This is a genomic window from Pseudomonas paraveronii (assembly GCF_963681955.1).
Classification (GTDB): domain Bacteria; phylum Pseudomonadota; class Gammaproteobacteria; order Pseudomonadales; family Pseudomonadaceae; genus Aquipseudomonas; species Aquipseudomonas paraveronii.
The window spans coordinates 6,154,389-6,170,843 of sequence record NZ_OY817130.1 but is presented as its reverse complement, the minus strand read 5'-3'; the positions used below and the strand labels follow the sequence as shown (position 1 = coordinate 6,170,843).

Below are 16,455 nucleotides of genomic sequence, written 5' to 3'. Positions count from 1 at the left end.
TCGTGCTCAGTTTATAACCTTGACAATATGGTTCAAAACTCTTTCATGAAAATCATCTGGCACCCGCGATGCTGGGAGCTATTCGCCAGTATAAGCGATATGCTTTTATACGTGCCATCACCTTTTTGGTCGCTTTATGTAGTGCCATCGACAATTTAAGATTTGACCCTCTATAGGGGATGGTAATCGAATTTGCATGACTGATAGTTATTATGTATGCCTGGTTGATGCAATGTCATTATGTTTTTCGAAGCGAGGAGAAGTATCGGTCAACCTCAGTCTTTAAAAATTCACTCCATAGCTTGGCACTTCCATTATAGGAATTGATCAGTTCTGAATTTTGTTGTGAGTCGAATTTTTGTTTGTTGATTTTTGGATGGTCGATTGCATGTAGTTTCATGCTCGATAAAAGTTTGTCTGCCACAAGTTTTATTTTTTCTGTCTTCCAGTTGTTTTTTCCATGTAGCCATCGGTTCCGGATAGCTGTCAACTTCAAGAATAAGTTAAAGTTGCTGTCAGATAGCAGCGAAAAATCTTTGTTGTGAAGCAAGAGGGTACAGTGCTTGTCATCGGATTTTGACTCTAATTCAAGCAGGTAAAAATACTTATCTTTCTTTTCCGAAATTATTTCAGCCCATACAACTTGGCGAGTACGTGTGCTTCCATTGGGTTCCACTATCTTATGCCAACTATGTTTTTTCGCTACTCTGTGAGGAAAAAAGGTTATTGAGTCCTTGTTGTGAATTATGAAGCTACTCAGCCTACGAGTCGTTATCGTCCAGCCGCGTTTTGTCGTCGATTTGCGTAGATAGTGAAGCATGTCTAAAAAGAAAACTAAGGCTTGATTTGTTTGGTTCGCCAATTGTGTAGAGCTGTTTATTCCAAGGATGTTGTGGTTTTCCTCACCAGTTTCACCTTCTGCCATTGAGCGGCCATCAATGCTAACTTGGATTGCCGGGCTAGGCTGGTTGCCCTCGTTAACGCCTGGGCGAACGGTTGAAAAGTCTATGTTCAGAAGATCAGGAAATGGATTAGTCGTAACGAGAAGCGTCTGGCGCCGCAGGCGAGAGTCGGCGGGAGTATCAAGCAGCACGTCATCGTCTTCATCATTTTCGGCAGGATTAAATTGGGGCTTATGATTGCTCTCGTTAAGAGTTGACGACCCCTGTCCTAGCTGAGCAGTAAAGCTATGGAATTCAATGCTAGAGAAACCCAATGTGTGATTGCATTGTATTATTTCCATAGAGAAGACAGCGTTGCTGTTATCGTCCTTTTCATCGAATTTCATACGCACGCCTGCGACTCTCAGCATGCTCATGTCATTAAAAGGAAACTCGGCTTTAATCGTAAGAGGGCCTCTGCGATTGCTAGGAAGCACAGAATTATTCGCTTTTACTTTTGCGAGGTATTGATGAGGCATAAATAGAGCAGCTCTAAATATAGGGTCTGAAACTGCTCTGGCAAACATAGCTCTTTCAGTGCGGCTTAGATCCTCTCTGCCATGCAATATAACTTTATCTTCGACCGCTCGGCTCTTATCCCAATCAACGTAATCGCCTAATTGTCCTTTTAGTGTTTTAGGAATTATGCGGCTAGAGGCCGCTGTATAAAAGCGTAATAACTCTGATGAGGGAACTACCAGCCATTGAGTTTTTGGGTCATTAATAACCGGTACCACTACATACAGAGTAGAAAAAAGCTCAATAGCATTTTCTCCGCTGTTTATGCCTTTAATTGGTACCGCGGTGTTTATCCATGATTTATTGAGTTTTATGCTTTCTTTCAGAGATACGGTGCGTGCTTGGCTTGCATCAATCAGAAAGGGCGTGTCGAAAATATCAGGGGTGTGTATGCGCCTTCCTTGTAGCCAGGTTGAGCCGATGGTGAGAATGTGAAGCCATCTTGTGCTAACGGTTACTGAGCATGCACCGTCTAATGATGACTCGGAGTACGGAGCGTCAAGGCCTTTTTCGTTGAGCTTCGAAAAGCAGATTTTAACTTTGGCACCAAGCTGCCCGTTTTCTTTGATGGGGGCTATGCCTTCAACTCGAAGAAGCTCAGGAAACGCTTTAAGTGGGTCGCAAATGAACGGATCCATAGAAGTCGCCATTAACAAATAATGGCGAATATTCGCGCTTTATGGTGGCTATTTGCAATTACTTATGGAATTTACACCGCCGCCCACCAGCGCCGGGCCGGAGGCCGAATGGTGCGGCTGGCGAAACGGCCGGTGGGGCCAATGGCTCAGTGGCGCCAGGCTGACCACGGATTGAATCGCGGCGACTTCCAGCGCTTCGTGTTCACTCAGTGGCGGCAGCAAACCCGGCAGGCGGCTGGCGAGCAAGGTCTTACCGGTGCCGGGCGGCCCGCTGAACAATAGGTTATGCGCGCCTGCCGCAGCGATCAGCAGCGCGCGTTTGGCGGCGAGTTGGCCCTGGACTTCGCTGAGGTCCGGGTAGGGCTTGTTCAAGTACAGCAAACCGTCAGACTTGAAGGGCTCGATCGGCACGTGCCCATTCAGGTGCGCCACCACCTGCAGCAGGTGGTCCACCGCAATCACCTTCAACCCGGACGCCAGGCAGGCCTCTTCGGCATTCGCCCGAGGCACGATCACGCTGCGCCCGGCCTTGCGCGCCGCCAGCGCCGCCGGCAACACGCCTTTCACCGCGCGTACCTCGCCCGAGAGCGCCAATTCCCCCAGGCACTCCACGTCATCGAGCATCAGCGCCGGCACCTGCACGCTCGCCGCGAGAATCCCGAGGGCAATCGCCAGGTCAAAACGCCCGCCGTCCTTGGGCAGGTCGGCGGGCGCGAGGTTGAGGGTGATGCGGCGGGCCGGGTATTGCAGCGCTGAATTGAGGATGGCGCTGCGCACGCGGTCCTTGCTTTCCTTGACGGCGGTTTCCGGCAAACCCACCAGGGTGAGCGATGGCAGACCATTGGCCATATGCACTTCGACGCTGACGGCGGGGGCTTCGACGCCGATCTGGGCGCGGCTGTGGACGATGGCGAGGGACATGCTCATTCCTTGAAAGGGCGGGCCGCTTCCTGCGGTTTTTCAAGGGTAGACGAGGTGGGGAAGAGCGAAGCGGGGGAGGTTTTACAGAACGTATCCGGGGAGTGACGCAGAACGAGTGTGGGAGCTGGCTTGCCTGCGATATAGGCGGTTCGGTGTGTCAGAGGGATCGAGTCGATCCCATCGCAGGCAAGCCAGCTCCTACATTGACCGGGGTTTATTCAGAGGCTGCCGGGGTCAACCGCGCTTCCAGCTCCGCCACCTTCGCCTCCAGGCTTTCCAGGCGTGCTCGGGTGCGGGCCAGCACCACCATTTGGCTGTCGAACTCTTCCCGGCTGACCAGGTCGAGCTTGCTGAAGCCGCTTTGCAGCAAGGCCTTGAACTGGCTTTCGATTTCATTGCGGGGCAGCGGGGTCTCGCCACTGAACAGGCGGGAGGCGTGGCCGCTCAGGGCGTCGAGGAGGTCTTTGGGCGCGAGCATGGGAAATATTCCGGAAAACTGTTGGCGGGCAGTGTATCACGCAGCGTCTATAGTCATTTCCACGACCTCGGGCGCACGCTTTTCGCGCAGGGTGTCGGGCGGTAGCGCACCGTTTTCGTGCGCAATCACCCCGCCAAAAAGCCCCGCAGGTGGGCATAAGTGGGCAAAGGACTGATTTCAATGATTTTTACGGAGCTGGCAAGGTTTCTGCTTAGACGAACATGACCCATGCACTGATGCAGTCGCTGTGACGAATGCAGTGCGCCGACGGATCAGGGGTACAGGTTTCGTCACCAGTGGTTCGCTGGCGTCGTAATGGCAATTGCTCTTGCGACGACGCGTTACAAAGCCAGGCGCTGCGCTTAGACTTGAGACGGGTTTGTTTTCCTGGGGCAAGTCCACCAATTCGGGAGAGAGTTTTCATGAAGCTAGTCACTGCCATCATCAAGCCGTTCAAGTTGGACGATGTACGCGAGTCGTTGTCCGAGATCGGCGTGCAGGGCATTACCGTTACTGAGGTCAAAGGCTTCGGGCGGCAGAAGGGTCACACCGAGCTGTATCGCGGCGCGGAATACGTGGTTGATTTCCTGCCGAAGGTGAAGATTGATGTCGCCATTGACGACAAGGATCTTGATCGGGTTATCGAGGCGATAACCAAGGCCGCCAACACCGGCAAGATCGGTGACGGCAAGATCTTTGTGGTCAATCTGGAACAGGCTATTCGCATCCGTACCGGCGAAACCGATACCGACGCAATCTAAGCCGCCAAACCCAACGCCCCAGGAGAAAACAATATGACTCTGCGTAAATTCGCAGGGCTCGGAGCCCTGTTGTCCATCGTAATGCCAAGCCTGGCCATGGCGGCAGACGAAGTGGCTGCTCCAGTCCTCAATTCCGGTGACACGGCGTGGATGCTCACATCCACCGCGCTCGTGCTGTTCATGACCATTCCCGGCCTGGCGCTGTTCTACGGCGGTATGGTTCGCTCCAAAAATATTCTGTCGGTGATGATGCAGTGCTTCGCCATCACCGGCTTGATTACCATCCTGTGGTTCGTCTACGGCTACAGCATGGCGTTCGACACCACCGGTATGGAAGCGGGTGTCGTCAACTTCAACTCGTTCGTGGGCGGCTTGTCCAAGCTGTTCCTGTCGGGTGTGACCCCGGCCAGCATCACCGGCCCTGCGGCGCTGTTCCCTGAGGCGGTGTTCGTCACCTACCAGATGACCTTCGCCATCATCACCCCGGCGCTGATTGTCGGTGCCTTCGCCGAGCGTATGAAGTTCTCCGCGATGCTGATCTTCATGGGCGTCTGGTTCACCCTGGTCTACGCGCCGATTGCCCACATGGTGTGGGGCGGTCCGGGTTCGTTGCTGGGTGATTGGGGCGTGCTGGACTTTGCCGGCGGTACCGTGGTGCATATCAACGCCGGTGTGGCCGGCCTGGTAGCGTGCCTGGTCCTCGGTAAGCGTAAAGGCTTCCCGACCACGCCAATGGCGCCTCACAACCTGGGTTACACCCTGGTGGGTGCGGCCATGCTGTGGGTCGGCTGGTTCGGCTTCAACGCCGGTTCCGCAGCGGCGGCCAACGGTACTGCCGGTATGGCGATGCTGGTGACCCAGATCGCTACTGCCGCCGCCGCACTGGGCTGGATGTTCGCCGAGTGGGTCACCCACGGCAAGCCAAGTGCCCTGGGCATCGCCTCGGGTGTGGTTGCGGGCCTTGTGGCAATTACGCCAGCAGCCGGCACTGTGGGCCCGATGGGCGCGCTGATCATCGGCCTGGCGGCCGGTGTGGTGTGCTTCTTCTGCGCCACGACCCTGAAACGCAAACTGGGCTATGACGACTCCCTGGACGCCTTCGGTGTGCACGGTATCGGCGGTATCCTCGGCGCAATCCTGACCGGTGTGTTTGCAGCCCCAGCACTGGGCGGCTTCGGCACCGTGACTGACGTGGCAGCTCAAGTCTGGATTCAGTGCAAAGGCGTCGGCTTCACTGTGATCTACACCGCCATCGTGACCTTCATCATCCTCAAGGTGCTGGACATGGTCATGGGGCTGCGGGTTACCGACGAAGAAGAGGCTGTCGGCCTCGACCTGGCGCAACACAACGAGCGCGGCTACAACTTGTAAGTAGGCGAAAAAACATGCCCGGCTTGCCGGGCATTTTTTTGTCTGGCGTTTGTCAGTCATAACGCGTGGTGCCGGTTTTTTGCGCAGCGTATGTGATGGCGCGCACACGGCACTTTTCCGGATGCGAATGTCTTACAGGCATGTAGGCGTATTCGGCACTTTGTTTTTTCCCTGAGCGCGCTAGAATGCGCGCCGATGGGCGGAGAACTGTATGTGGCAACAGACCCTGATTACCCTGCGGGCCAAGCCCCGGGGCTTTCACCTGGTAACCGACGAGTTGCTTGCCGGCTTGCCTGAATTGAAGGCGTGTCGCGTGGGCCTGTTGCATCTGTGGTTGCAGCATACCTCGGCCTCGTTGACCATCAACGAGAATGCCGATCCGGCGGTTCGTCGTGACTTCGAGCGTTTTTTCAACTCGCTGGTGCCGCAAGGCCGAGCCGGGTTCGAACACAACGACGAAGGCCCGGACGATCTGCCGGCGCACTTCAAGGCCAGTCTCCTGGGCTGCCAGCTGAGTTTGCCGGTCAAGGCCGGCCGCTTGGCGATGGGGACCTGGCAAGGTGTTTATCTGGGCGAGCACCGTGATCATGGCGGTGCTCGTAAAGTCCTCGCCACTTTGCACGGTGATGGGGCATAAGCCATTGGTTATCCGGTGGATGTTGATTTTTTTTCCGGCGACCTTCGACAGAGGGTGAAGCTGGGCTATAACTAATCTGCTTTTCGCAAGTCATGAGGTAGAACATGAGCGACGATGATCTGGAAGACGACCTGGAAGTAGGTGAGGACGACGATACCGAAGAGCTGGAGGCGGTAGCGGAAGACGCTCCTGACGAAGGCGATGACGGTGGCGATGATGCGCCTGCCAAAACAGCCAAAGGCAAGGCCAAGGCCGCAGTTTCGGTCGATGAGCTGCCGAGCGTTGAAGCCAAGAACAAAGAGCGCGATGCGCTGGCCCGTGCGATGGAAGAGTTCCTCGCTAAAGGCGGCAAAGTGCAGGAAGTCGAGGCCAACGTGGTGGCAGACCCGCCCAAGAAACCGGATAACAAGTACGGCAGCCGACCTATCTGAGGTCAGCTTCCCGCTTGCTGAAAAAGCCCGCCGTCGCTGCGGGCTTTTTCATGTCTGAAACAATGTCTATGAACCCGCGGTGTTGCCGCTACAGCGTTACTGCCAACTGCGGAGCAGCGGTGGCAGCTCCGTCAGGCTGCGAATCTGCGCATCCGGGCGTTGATCCGCCTCCCAGACCTTACCCGTCGGGTTGAACCACACCGCGCGCAGTCCTGCTTGTTGGGCTCCCGCGATGTCATCCCCCGGATGATCGCCAACATGTACCGCTGCGCTGGCGTCCACGCCACCGCGTTGCAGCGCTTCCTGAAACAATCGCGCATCCGGTTTGGCGATGCCGAGGTCTTCAGCGCGCAGGGCAAAGTGAAAGTAGTCCGCCAGGCCCACACGCTGCACGTCCGCGTTGCCGTTAGTGATCACCCCCAGCAAGAAGTGCTCGCGCAGCGCTTGCAGCATCGGCACGGCTTCGGGGAATACGGTGAGCTGGTGGCGCGCATGAATGAACGCTTCAAAGCACACGTCGGCCATTTCCCCGGCTTGCGGCTGCGGGTAGCCCGCTTCTTCGAAGGCGTACATCAATACGCGGTGGCGCAGCACGCTGATGCGGTGTTTGAGTTCGGGATGGCGTTCCAGCACCTGCTGGCGAAGGCTGGCGAAATGCTCCAGGGGCAGTTCGCCGACCTTGGCGGCATGTGTGGCCAGCCATTCGCGCATCGACGCTTCGGCGCTGATGATGACGGGTACGTTGTCCCAGAGGGTGTCGTCCAGGTCGAAGGTGATCAGCTTGATACTCATGAGTCGCCGCCCTTGATGCGTTTGGCCCGTGGATGGGCGCTGTCGTACACCGTTGCCAGGTGTTGGAAATCCAGGTGGGTGTAGATCTGCGTGGTCTTGATATCGGAGTGGCCGAGCAGTTCCTGCACCGCGCGCAGGTCTTGGGACGACTCCAGCAAATGGCTGGCAAACGAGTGCCGCAGCATGTGCGGATGCAGGTTCTGCCCTAGCTCGCGCTCGCCGGCTGCCTTGACTCGCAGCTGAATCGCCCGCGGGCCAAGGCGCCGGCCCTGCTGGCTGACGAACACGGCGTCGTCCGCGGGGTTGGTCAGGGCGCGCAGGGGCAGCCACAGTTGCAAGGCTTCCCGGGCTTTTCTACCCACCGGCAGCACGCGGGTCTTGCTGCCCTTGCCGAGCACTTGCACCAGGCCGTCGGCCAGGTCGAGTTGATCGAGGTTCAGCCCGGTCAGTTCCGACAGGCGCAGGCCCGAAGAATAGAACAGCTCCAGGATCGCCTGGTCGCGATGGGCCAGGAAATCATCCTCGACGGCGCCATCGAGCAATTGCAGGGCGCGGTCGGTGTCGAGAGTCTTGGGCAGCCGCCGCTCGCCCTTGGGCGGGGCCAGGCCATTGGCCGGGTCGTGGTCGCACAGGCCTTCGCGGTTGAGGTAGTGATACAGGCCGCGCACCGCCGACAGCAGGCGTGCGAGGCTGCGCGAAGATTGGCCCTGCTGGTGCAGGCGCGCGATCAGGCTGCGCAGCCCCTGGATATCCAGGGCTTTCCAACTGGGGATCTGCTGCTTTTGGCAGTAGGCCAGGACCTTGTTCAAGTCCCGCCGGTAGGCTTCCAGGGTGTGGGGCGACACCTGGCGCTCGCTGCGCAGGTGAGCGCAGTAAGCGTCCAGTTGCCGTTCCATGGTTAGCGCACCGCGCGCAGGGCGGTGGTGAAACGCGGTAGTACGCGGCCCAGCACTTCGGCGATGTAGGTCAGGAACAGCGTGCCCACCGAGCTTTTGTAGTGCGCAGGGTCACGGCTGGCGATGGCCAGTACCCCATGCAGGCCTTGATGGCTGAGGGCGACCACCGCCGTAGAGCCGATCTGCTTGCGCTGCTCGGCGCCAAACAAAAAGTCCAACTCGTGTTCGCGCAAGGTGCCGCTGATGGTCTTGCCTTCGGAAAGCAGGCCGCCAATCGCCGTTTGCGCTTCGCCGCCGCTGACCCAGCGGCCTACCGGCATCGGGTTGTCGCTGAACAGGATCAGGCTGACGAAGGGCACCTGGAAGTCCTGGCGCAGGCTGTCTTCCACGGCGATCACCGTTTCTTCCAGGCTGGTGGCGTCCATCAGCGTCAGAATCAGGCGCCGGGTCTTGTCGAACAGGCGGTCGTTATCGCGGGCTACGTCCATCAAGTGCGAGAGCCGATGGCGCATTTCGATGTTGCGCTCGCGCAGGATCTTCATCTGCCGCTCCACCAGCGACACGGTATCGCCGCGCTGGTGGGGGATGCGCAGGGCCGGCAGCAGTTCTTCGTGCTCGACGAAGAAGTCCGGATTAGCCTCAAGGTACGCCGCGACAGCAGCGGCCTCCAGGCTGTCGCTCGGGGATGCTTGTGCGGGTACTTGAGGCTTATCGGTCATTTGCTTGGCTCACTCATAGACGGACCTGTCCTTCGTATACGCGCATGGCCGGCCCGGTCATCATCACCGGGTGGCCGGGGCCTGCCCATTCGATGGACAAGCGTCCGCCGGGCAGGTCGATCAGCAGCGGCGAATCCATCCACCCCTGGCTGATCGCGGCCACGGCAGCGGCGCAAGCACCGGTGCCGCAGGCCTGGGTTTCACCGGCGCCGCGCTCCCATACACGCAATTGCGCGCGGGAGCGGTCGATCACCTGCAGGAAGCCCACATTGACCCGTGCCGGAAAGCGCGGGTGATGTTCGATCTTCGGCCCTAGCTCATGCACCGGCGCGCTATTGATGTCGTCGACGCGCAGCACCGCATGGGGGTTGCCCATGGACACGGCCGCCAGTTCGACAGCCTGGCCGTCGACATCGACGGTGTAGCAGGTGGCCTGCTCGGTGGCCTGGAACGGAATATCCGCCGGCACCAGGCGTGGCGCGCCCATGTTGACGCTGATCTGGCCGTCGCTGCGGACATCCAGCTCGATCACGCCGCTCTTGGTCTCGACGCGAATCTGCCGCTTGGCGGTCAGGCGCTTGTCCAGCACAAAGCGGGCGAAGCAGCGCGCACCGTTGCCGCACTGTTCCACTTCGGAACCGTCGGAGTTGAAGATCCGGTAACGGAAATCCACCTCCGGGTTGCTGGGCGCCTCAACGATCAGCAACTGGTCGAAACCGATGCCGGTATGGCGGTCGCCCCACTGTTTAGCGTGCTTGGGCAGAATGTGCGCATGCTGGCTGACCAGGTCAAGGACCATGAAGTCATTGCCCAGCCCGTGCATCTTGGTAAAACGCAACAGCATGGCTTACTCCGGCAGCAGGCTTTCGCCAGCATACAACTCGGCTACCGTCTCGCGGCGACGCACTTCAAACGCTTGATCACCGTCCACCAGCACCTCGGCGGCACGCCCGCGGGTGTTGTAGTTGGAACTCATGACAAACCCGTAGGCACCGGCCGAATGAATGGCCAGCAGGTCGCCTTCTTCCAGGGCCAGCTGACGATCCTTGGCCAGGAAGTCGCCGGTTTCGCAGATCGGGCCGACGACGTCATAGGCGCGCGCTGCGCTGTCGCGAGGCGTTACGGCGGTGACATTCATCCAGGCCTGGTACAGCGCCGGGCGGATCAGGTCGTTCATCGCCGCATCGACGATGGCGAAATCCTTGTACTCGGTGTGCTTGAGGTACTCGACCTGGGTCAGCAGCACGCCGGCATTGGCGACGATGTAGCGGCCCGGCTCGAACATCAGCGTCAGGCCGCGGCCTTCCAGGCGTTCGCGCACGGCTTTGATGTAGTCGCCGATCAGCGGCGGCTCTTCATCGCGGTACTGCACGCCCACGCCGCCACCGAGGTCGATGTGCTGCAGGTAGATGCCGCACTCGCCGAGGCGGTCGGTCAGCGCCAGCAGGCGGTCGAGGGCATCCAGGAACGGCGGCAGGGTGGTCAGTTGCGAGCCGATATGGCAGTCGACACCCAGCACTTCCAGGTTCGGCAGTTGGGCGGCGCGGATGTACACGTCCTCGGCGTCGGCGATGGCGATGCCGAACTTGTTCTCTTTGAGACCGGTGGAAATGTACGGGTGGGTACCGGCGTCGACGTCCGGGTTGACGCGCAGGGAGATCGGCGCACGAACGCCCATCTCGGCGGCGACCATTTGCAGGCGCTCCAGCTCGTCGGTGGATTCGACGTTGAAGCAATGCACGCCGACTTCCAGGGCACGGCGCATGTCTTCGCGGCTCTTGCCGACGCCGGAGAAGACGATTTTGTCAGCCTGGCCGCCAGCGGCCAGAACCCGTTCCAGCTCGCCACGGGAGACGATGTCGAAACCGGCGCCCAGACGCGCCAGGACATTGAGCACGCCCAGGTTGGAGTTGGCCTTGACCGCGTAGCACACCAGGTGCGGCACGCCGTTCAGCGGGTCGGTGAAAGAGCGATATTGGGCTTCGATATGCGCGCGCGAGTACACATAGGTCGGGGTGCCAAAGCGCTCGGCAATTGCGGACAGCGCCACGCCTTCCGCGAACAGCTCGCCGTTCCGGTAGTTAAAAGCGTCCATGGGTTTCCCTTAGTAAGTGTCGTGCTTGTGCGCTTTTTGCGGTTTCTGCGACGATTGCGCCTGTTCATTTGGGTCTTTGCTGTCATCGGGCAGGTACAGCGGGCCTTTTTGACCACAGGCACTAACGAGGCAAGCGACCGCGACGAGCGCAGCAAGGGAAGAGATCAGGCGCTTCATGGCGAAATCCTTGAATATGCATTAATTGCGCCCGAGTATACCGACCACCCGCCAGCTTGCCTATGCGCCGGAATACCCGTCCGGCGGGGGTTTGCCGAGATAGTAGCGAAGCGGCTTACGGTAGCTGGGGATATTTCTTACCGTCATCGGTAACGAACTCGGTATCCTTTGCAATCGGCGGAGCGCGACCGTATCGTGCGGCGCTTGAGCAAAACCAGACACTTTTGAGGTTGCCGCAATGAGTTTGACCGAAGCCCGTTTTCACGACCTGGTGGATTCGACCCAGCACGCGCTGGAAGATATTTTCGACGAGAGCGGCCTGGACGTGGATCTGGAAAACTCGGCCGGGGTGCTGACCGTCAAGTTCGAGAACGGCACTCAACTGATCTTCAGTCGCCAGGAGCCGTTGCGCCAACTGTGGCTGGCAGCACGTTCCGGCGGTTTTCACTTCGATTACAACGAAGAAGACCGCAATTGGCAGTGCGATACCAGCGATGAGCTGCTCAGCGAAATGCTCGCGCGTATCACTCAGGAACAGGCCGGCGTCGAGTTGGGCTTCGATGAGTTGAACCCCGACGAGAACTGATCGTGAACCAGCCCGCGCCTGTACGTCCGCCCAAGCCGTTGTTCAGTAATGTCAGCGCGGCGGTGCCGTCACCTTGTATCAGCTTGTGTCGGCTGGACGAGCAAAAAGTCTGCCTTGGCTGCTTTCGCCATGTGGAAGACATCCGTGAATGGCGCTCCGCCGACGATCATCGGCGGCGAGTGATCGTGGCCCAGGCCGAGCGACGCAAAGTCGCGCCTTGAGCCCTTCTTGTTTATTTGCGGTGCTGTGGTAGTGTCCGGGTACACCTCAACTCATCGAGGTCCGTGAGAACCCCGCCTTTTCCTGGCGGGGTTTTGCTTTTTTGTGCAGAAAAAAGGAGTCTGCCTGAATCATGACCGCACCTTCCATCATTCTTACCCGTCTCGACGTGCAGCGTCTTGAGCAATTGATCGACCGTGTCGGCGAGAACTCGCCGGGCGTAGAAGCCCTGCAGCACGAACTCGACCGCGCCGAAGAAGTGGTTGGCCACGATGAAGTGCCTGCAGATGTCGTGACCATGAACTCCAGCGTGCATTGCCGCGAGCAAGGCAGCGGCAAGGACTATCACCTGACCCTGGTTTACCCCAAGGATGCGAACGCCGACGCAGGCAAGATTTCGATCCTGGCACCGGTGGGCAGCGCGTTACTCGGCCTGAAAGTGGGCCAGCACATCGACTGGCCTGCGCCCGGCGGCAAGACCCTCAAGCTCGAACTGCTCAGTGTAGAAAACCAGCCCAAAGACGGCGGTGCCTTCTCGCTTTAGGTCCGGCTCAGCGCTTCATTGAGCGCCTGTTCCAGCTCGGCCTTGTAACGCAGGTACAAATTGCTCGGGCTTTGCACATCACCGAGCAGACCCGACAGGTCAAGATCAGTGATATAGCAGCGGTAGCGCTCGGTTTCCCGGCGCTGCCCGACGATCTCCTGGGCGACCACTGCAAACAGCTGGTCGCCAAATTCCAGTTCGGAAAATTCCCGCTGATTGCAGTACAGGGTAATCCCCACCTGGCCCGGCGTCGCCTTGCCGATAATCGCCTGCACGTCATAAAACGGCTTGTTGGCCGGGTTTTGCGGCGCCGGCCGAGACTCGATGCTGCGTGCGCGGTTGCTGCCCGATGGCAGCAGTTGGTAATACAGGGTTTGCACCGCACCCAGCGGTTCTTGCGGGTCCACGGGCGACAACGCGTCCCGGCGATAGATGATCGACTGCAGAAAGCGCTGCAACGGCGCCAACAGGCTCTGTTCATCGTGGAACGGCAAGCGTTGTTGCCAGAGCGCATTGAACTCATCCAGCACATACAGCTCGGCGAAGCCTTCGTTGACCCGGTAAAACACCTGCACGCAATCGGCCATGCCCATCGGTAGCAGCAACGCCAGGTCGTGGTCTTCCAGGGCCATCGCGTCCAGGTGCAACGGGCTGTAACTGGCCAGTTCTTCGCTGAGGTAGGCGATCAGTGCGTCCTGGGTCGCCAGTGATACGTGGGTCGCCTGGCCTGGCATCAGCTCCATCACGTGATAGTGCTGCTGCACCTGCAGCAGGTAGCGGTGGTTGCCCTGGCCCAGCAGCAGGTTCTGCGCGGTGTCGAAGATTTCTTCCACGCGCCGGGCAATGAACTGCGCGCGGTTGTGGCAGAAGCAGCGTACCCGCAGGCGTGGCAGGTGGTCCGACGGCAATTGGTTGAGGTAGTCGCGCAGGCAATCGAGCAGGGCATGGGGGCCGTCGTAGCGGCTGACCATCACCTCGTTCCAACTGTTGAGCGTGACCTGGTCGAGGGTCAGCACCAGGTTGTCACGCACGCCGGCGTAACTCAGCGAGTCGGTGCGCTCGGTGGTCATCAGGATGTTCAGGTCGCGGTGGTGCTTGAGCGGGTCGACACCGACGTTGATCAGCAGCAGCACGTCTTCCGGCACCGCCGAGCGCAGCAGACGATCTTCATCGACGCTGGGCAGGGGCAGGGCGATGGTCTGTTGCAGGCTGCCCAGCAGGTTGAACAGTTCGAATTCGGTCATGTCGCTGACGCCCGGGTGCAGCGCCAGGCGGGTGCTGCTGTCGATCACGCCATTGCGGTGGCACCAGGTGAGCATTTCCAGCAGGTCGCGGCTGCGCTTGATCGGCGCGAAGTGCTCCGACTCCTGAGCGGTGAGGCTGCCGTTGTACAGCCCCCAATGATGCTGGTCCGGTTCCTTGCGGTTGGGGGATTGCACCAGGGTCAGGGTGTCTTCGGCCAGGTCCGGGGCGATGCCGGGGTTGATGAATTCGACCTTGCCCGCCTTGCGTTCAAACGCCGCGTAGAGACGGCGGCCAAGCACATTGAGGTCGCGCTTGTTGATCAGGCTGACGGTCTGCTCGGTGCGGGCGAACTGGGTCAGGAAGCGATAGCTGTAGTTCAGCTCATTGACCAGGGCGCGGCGCTCGGAGGCCACCTGGCGCACTTTCCACTGGCTGCGGCTGTCGAGCAGGGCCAGTTGACGCGGGTCCCAGCCCCATTCACGGGCCAGACGCTCCAGCAACAGGTGCTGCCAGCCGAGGGTGCGCTGGCCGGCGCTGAGCTTGCGGTTGACTTTCAAATACAGTGCGCGCCGTACCAGTTCCAGGCGTTCCGGCTCGTTGCGCGCGTTGAGGTATTCCTCGATGCGGCGATAGACCACGACATACGGGTCCAGCTCGTCCAGGTCCATCTTGTTGGCGAACACCGCCCGCTTGAAGCGCAGGCTCAGGCACTGCACGTTCGGGTGCTCGCTGGCGTAGACCTCGGTCAGCAGCAGCTTGAGCAGGGACTTGTAGGGCGATTCGATGCCCTTGAACAGTTGCCACAGCCCGGCACCAATGAATTCGCCGGGCGGGATGCGCGCCAGATGGCCGAGGTCGAGGGTTTCATCGGCGCGGATAAAGCGTTTGGAAATCAGCGTATGGGTGAACTCGGCGTAGCGGATTTCTTCGTACACCGGCACCAGCCACCAGATCGGCGTGCGGCCGGCGAGCCAGATCGCGGTGCGATAGAACTCATCCAGCAACAAATAGTGCTGGGTTGTGCCGCAGTCGTCGGAGCTCAGTTGCGTGTCGCGCTCGCCCAATACAAAACGGCTCGGCTCGATCAGGAAAAAATGCGCTTCGGCACCCATGCTCAGGGCCCAGGCTTCGAGCAACTGGCATTTCTTGCGCAGCTCGACCAGTTCGTTCTCGCCCAGGTCGGGGGCGTGACATACCCATACGTCCATGTCGCTTTGATCGGCCTGTGCCAGGGTGCCGAGGCTGCCCATCAGGAACAGGCCATGGATCGGCTGCGGCGGTTTGCCGTGGCGCGGCTTGTAGGAAAACGAACGGGTCAGGCGCTGGGCTTCGCTCAGGGCCTGGGCGTCGGGTTCGAAATTCGACAGCCCGGCCGGGGTGCTGCCTGACACGTAACCGGGCAACAGCGGGTGATTGACGTGAAAAAACAGCGGCAGCAGGGTCAATACGCTTTGCTGGCGTGGCGTCAGCCCTTCGATGGCCCGGGCCATACGCCCTTCGTTAAGTGCCATGAAGCGCGCGCGCAACTGGGCCAGCACCTTGCGGTCGATGCCTTCGTCCAGGTCAGGGCGGATTTCATGGGTGCGGGTCATGTCGAACTCGGCGGCGTGCAAGGCCCGACATGGGCGGCCGTGTAGGAGTTTACAGTCAGAAGCGTAGGAGGTTTAGAGGGGAAGCGCTTTTTGGCGTCAGAATTTTATCCAGTCCACGGCAACGCCCTAGGAATCCGCGGCAGGCGGACCCCATGGGCAGTATCCGGAATCAGGCAGCTTCTTTGGTCGTGGTGGTGGTCAGGATGGTCAGCAGGGATTGGGCTTGTTCTGCGGCGTCCCGGCCAAGGCTGGTCAGGTAACCTCCGTCCGGTTGGTCGATCAGTTTTTTCTCGAACAGGCGTTTGGCGGCGGCGATAGCGGTCGGTGCGGCAGTCTGATGGACTTTCAGACCTTCCTGGGAGCTGCCCAGGTTGAAGAGTGCAAGGATTTCCAGTTCGGCAACCAACTCAGGGGTATACGACATAGGGACTCCAGACTTTCTAAGAATTTGTTAGAGGCTAGCAGGCCCTAAGGTGAACGCACTTTGGCGGGCTGTCCAGTGGGAAACTCGCGGGTGTTGATATGGCGCAGTGTTGTGGCGAGGAAGCAGGCTTCCCGGCCACGCAGGCGGCCGGTTCAGGCGTTTTCAGGCGGCAGTTCGGGCAGCGCGCGCAAGGCTGTTTCATACCAGTCGGTATTGAAGGCGCGGTCTTCGTCGAGCATCTTGTCGATTTCCACGGCCAGCACATGGGCCATCAGATTCAAAATCTCTTCGCGCTCGTAACCCACCAGCGTCAGCTTGTTGAACGTGGCCTTGGCGGCAGGCGGATTGTCGCTTTCGATCTGGTTTTCGATGGCCTGGGTCAGCGTGCTTTCGGTGAACTCTTCTTCGTCGTTGTCGATATCGGTCGGCTCGCTCATGGCAGGCTCCTTAAGGAAAGGGCGCCAGTCTA

Annotated in this window: 18 protein-coding genes and 1 pseudogene; 7 read left to right on the top strand and 12 right to left on the bottom strand. The window is 59.3% G+C overall.

Going from position 1 to position 16,455, the window contains the following annotated elements; genetic code table 11:
- Positions 1-238 precede the first annotated feature (238 nt).
- The 3 genes and pseudogenes from U5A08_RS28705 to U5A08_RS28695 form a co-directional block, all read right to left on the bottom strand.
- Complete coding sequence (locus U5A08_RS28705; protein WP_321849504.1) at positions 239-2,098, bottom strand: hypothetical protein; 1,860 nt, start codon at positions 2,096-2,098, stop codon at positions 239-241.
- A 75-nt stretch (positions 2,099-2,173) separates the two neighbouring features.
- Positions 2,174-3,019: pseudogene (locus tag U5A08_RS28700) on the bottom strand (YifB family Mg chelatase-like AAA ATPase); the annotation flags it as partial.
- 214 nt (positions 3,020-3,233) lie between these two features.
- Positions 3,234-3,497: an accessory factor UbiK family protein gene (locus U5A08_RS28695; protein ID WP_017845178.1), complete on the bottom strand. Its 264-nt coding sequence runs from the start codon at positions 3,495-3,497 to the stop codon at positions 3,234-3,236.
- A 422-nt stretch (positions 3,498-3,919) separates the two neighbouring features.
- Between U5A08_RS28695 and glnK the strand changes: the two genes are divergently transcribed.
- The 4 genes from glnK to sutA all read left to right on the top strand — a co-directional run bounded on the left by glnK (position 3,920) and on the right by sutA (position 6,697).
- Positions 3,920-4,258, top strand: a complete 339-nt coding sequence (gene glnK / locus U5A08_RS28690; protein ID WP_002555808.1) for a P-II family nitrogen regulator — start codon at positions 3,920-3,922, stop codon at positions 4,256-4,258.
- Positions 4,259-4,291: 33 nt separating this feature from the next.
- Positions 4,292-5,629 carry an ammonium transporter gene (locus U5A08_RS28685; protein ID WP_247406751.1) on the top strand — a complete coding sequence of 446 codons (1,338 nt, stop codon included), beginning with the start codon at positions 4,292-4,294 and terminating at the stop codon, positions 5,627-5,629.
- Between the two features lie 211 nt (positions 5,630-5,840).
- Positions 5,841-6,266: a secondary thiamine-phosphate synthase enzyme YjbQ gene (locus U5A08_RS28680; protein ID WP_017845176.1), complete on the top strand. Its 426-nt coding sequence runs from the start codon at positions 5,841-5,843 to the stop codon at positions 6,264-6,266.
- A 104-nt stretch (positions 6,267-6,370) separates the two neighbouring features.
- Positions 6,371-6,697, top strand: coding sequence for a dormancy-specific transcriptional regulator SutA (gene sutA / locus U5A08_RS28675; RefSeq protein WP_253400101.1), 327 nt, complete (start codon positions 6,371-6,373; stop codon positions 6,695-6,697).
- 96 nt (positions 6,698-6,793) lie between these two features.
- On the opposite strand, the gene U5A08_RS28670 is transcribed toward sutA, so the two are convergent.
- From U5A08_RS28670 to lptM, 6 genes are read right to left on the bottom strand one after another with little or no spacing between them, the layout of a single operon-like run.
- A complete protein-coding gene (locus U5A08_RS28670) occupies positions 6,794-7,489 on the bottom strand; it encodes an HAD family hydrolase (RefSeq protein ID WP_253400100.1) in 696 nt (231 codons plus the stop codon).
- Positions 7,486-8,385: a tyrosine recombinase XerC gene (xerC, locus tag U5A08_RS28665; RefSeq protein WP_321849499.1), complete on the bottom strand. Its 900-nt coding sequence runs from the start codon at positions 8,383-8,385 to the stop codon at positions 7,486-7,488. Before xerC ends, U5A08_RS28670 begins: the two co-directional genes overlap by 4 nt.
- 2 nt (positions 8,386-8,387) lie before the next feature.
- A complete protein-coding gene (locus U5A08_RS28660) occupies positions 8,388-9,104 on the bottom strand; it encodes a DUF484 family protein (RefSeq protein ID WP_253400099.1) in 717 nt (238 codons plus the stop codon).
- Between the two features lie 13 nt (positions 9,105-9,117).
- A complete protein-coding gene (gene dapF, locus U5A08_RS28655) occupies positions 9,118-9,948 on the bottom strand; it encodes a diaminopimelate epimerase (protein WP_253400098.1) in 831 nt (276 codons plus the stop codon).
- A 3-nt stretch (positions 9,949-9,951) separates the two neighbouring features.
- Positions 9,952-11,199 carry a diaminopimelate decarboxylase gene (lysA, locus tag U5A08_RS28650; RefSeq protein WP_321849496.1) on the bottom strand — a complete coding sequence of 416 codons (1,248 nt, stop codon included), beginning with the start codon at positions 11,197-11,199 and terminating at the stop codon, positions 9,952-9,954.
- A 9-nt stretch (positions 11,200-11,208) separates the two neighbouring features.
- Positions 11,209-11,376 (bottom strand): LPS translocon maturation chaperone LptM, encoded by a 168-nt coding sequence (lptM, locus tag U5A08_RS28645; protein WP_048723727.1) that lies wholly within the window; start codon positions 11,374-11,376, stop codon positions 11,209-11,211.
- 238 nt (positions 11,377-11,614) lie between these two features.
- Between lptM and cyaY the strand changes: the two genes are divergently transcribed.
- The 3 genes from cyaY to rnk all read left to right on the top strand — a co-directional run bounded on the left by cyaY (position 11,615) and on the right by rnk (position 12,725).
- Positions 11,615-11,962, top strand: a complete 348-nt coding sequence (cyaY, locus tag U5A08_RS28640) for an iron donor protein CyaY (RefSeq protein ID WP_247401870.1) — start codon at positions 11,615-11,617, stop codon at positions 11,960-11,962.
- Between the two features lie 2 nt (positions 11,963-11,964).
- Positions 11,965-12,183 (top strand): DUF1289 domain-containing protein, encoded by a 219-nt coding sequence (locus tag U5A08_RS28635; protein ID WP_253400095.1) that lies wholly within the window; start codon positions 11,965-11,967, stop codon positions 12,181-12,183.
- Positions 12,184-12,314: 131 nt separating this feature from the next.
- Complete coding sequence (rnk, locus tag U5A08_RS28630; RefSeq protein ID WP_247401875.1) at positions 12,315-12,725, top strand: nucleoside diphosphate kinase regulator; 411 nt, start codon at positions 12,315-12,317, stop codon at positions 12,723-12,725.
- On the opposite strand, the gene U5A08_RS28625 is transcribed toward rnk, so the two are convergent.
- The 3 genes from U5A08_RS28625 to U5A08_RS28615 form a co-directional block, all read right to left on the bottom strand.
- Positions 12,722-15,562 (bottom strand): class I adenylate cyclase, encoded by a 2,841-nt coding sequence (locus tag U5A08_RS28625; RefSeq protein WP_321849490.1) that lies wholly within the window; start codon positions 15,560-15,562, stop codon positions 12,722-12,724. The genes rnk and U5A08_RS28625 overlap by 4 nt on opposite strands.
- 169 nt (positions 15,563-15,731) lie before the next feature.
- A complete protein-coding gene (locus U5A08_RS28620; RefSeq protein ID WP_247401881.1) occupies positions 15,732-15,986 on the bottom strand; it encodes a TIGR02647 family protein in 255 nt (84 codons plus the stop codon).
- Positions 15,987-16,138: 152 nt separating this feature from the next.
- Positions 16,139-16,423 (bottom strand): hypothetical protein, encoded by a 285-nt coding sequence (locus U5A08_RS28615; RefSeq protein ID WP_247401884.1) that lies wholly within the window; start codon positions 16,421-16,423, stop codon positions 16,139-16,141.
- Positions 16,424-16,455 lie beyond the last annotated feature (32 nt).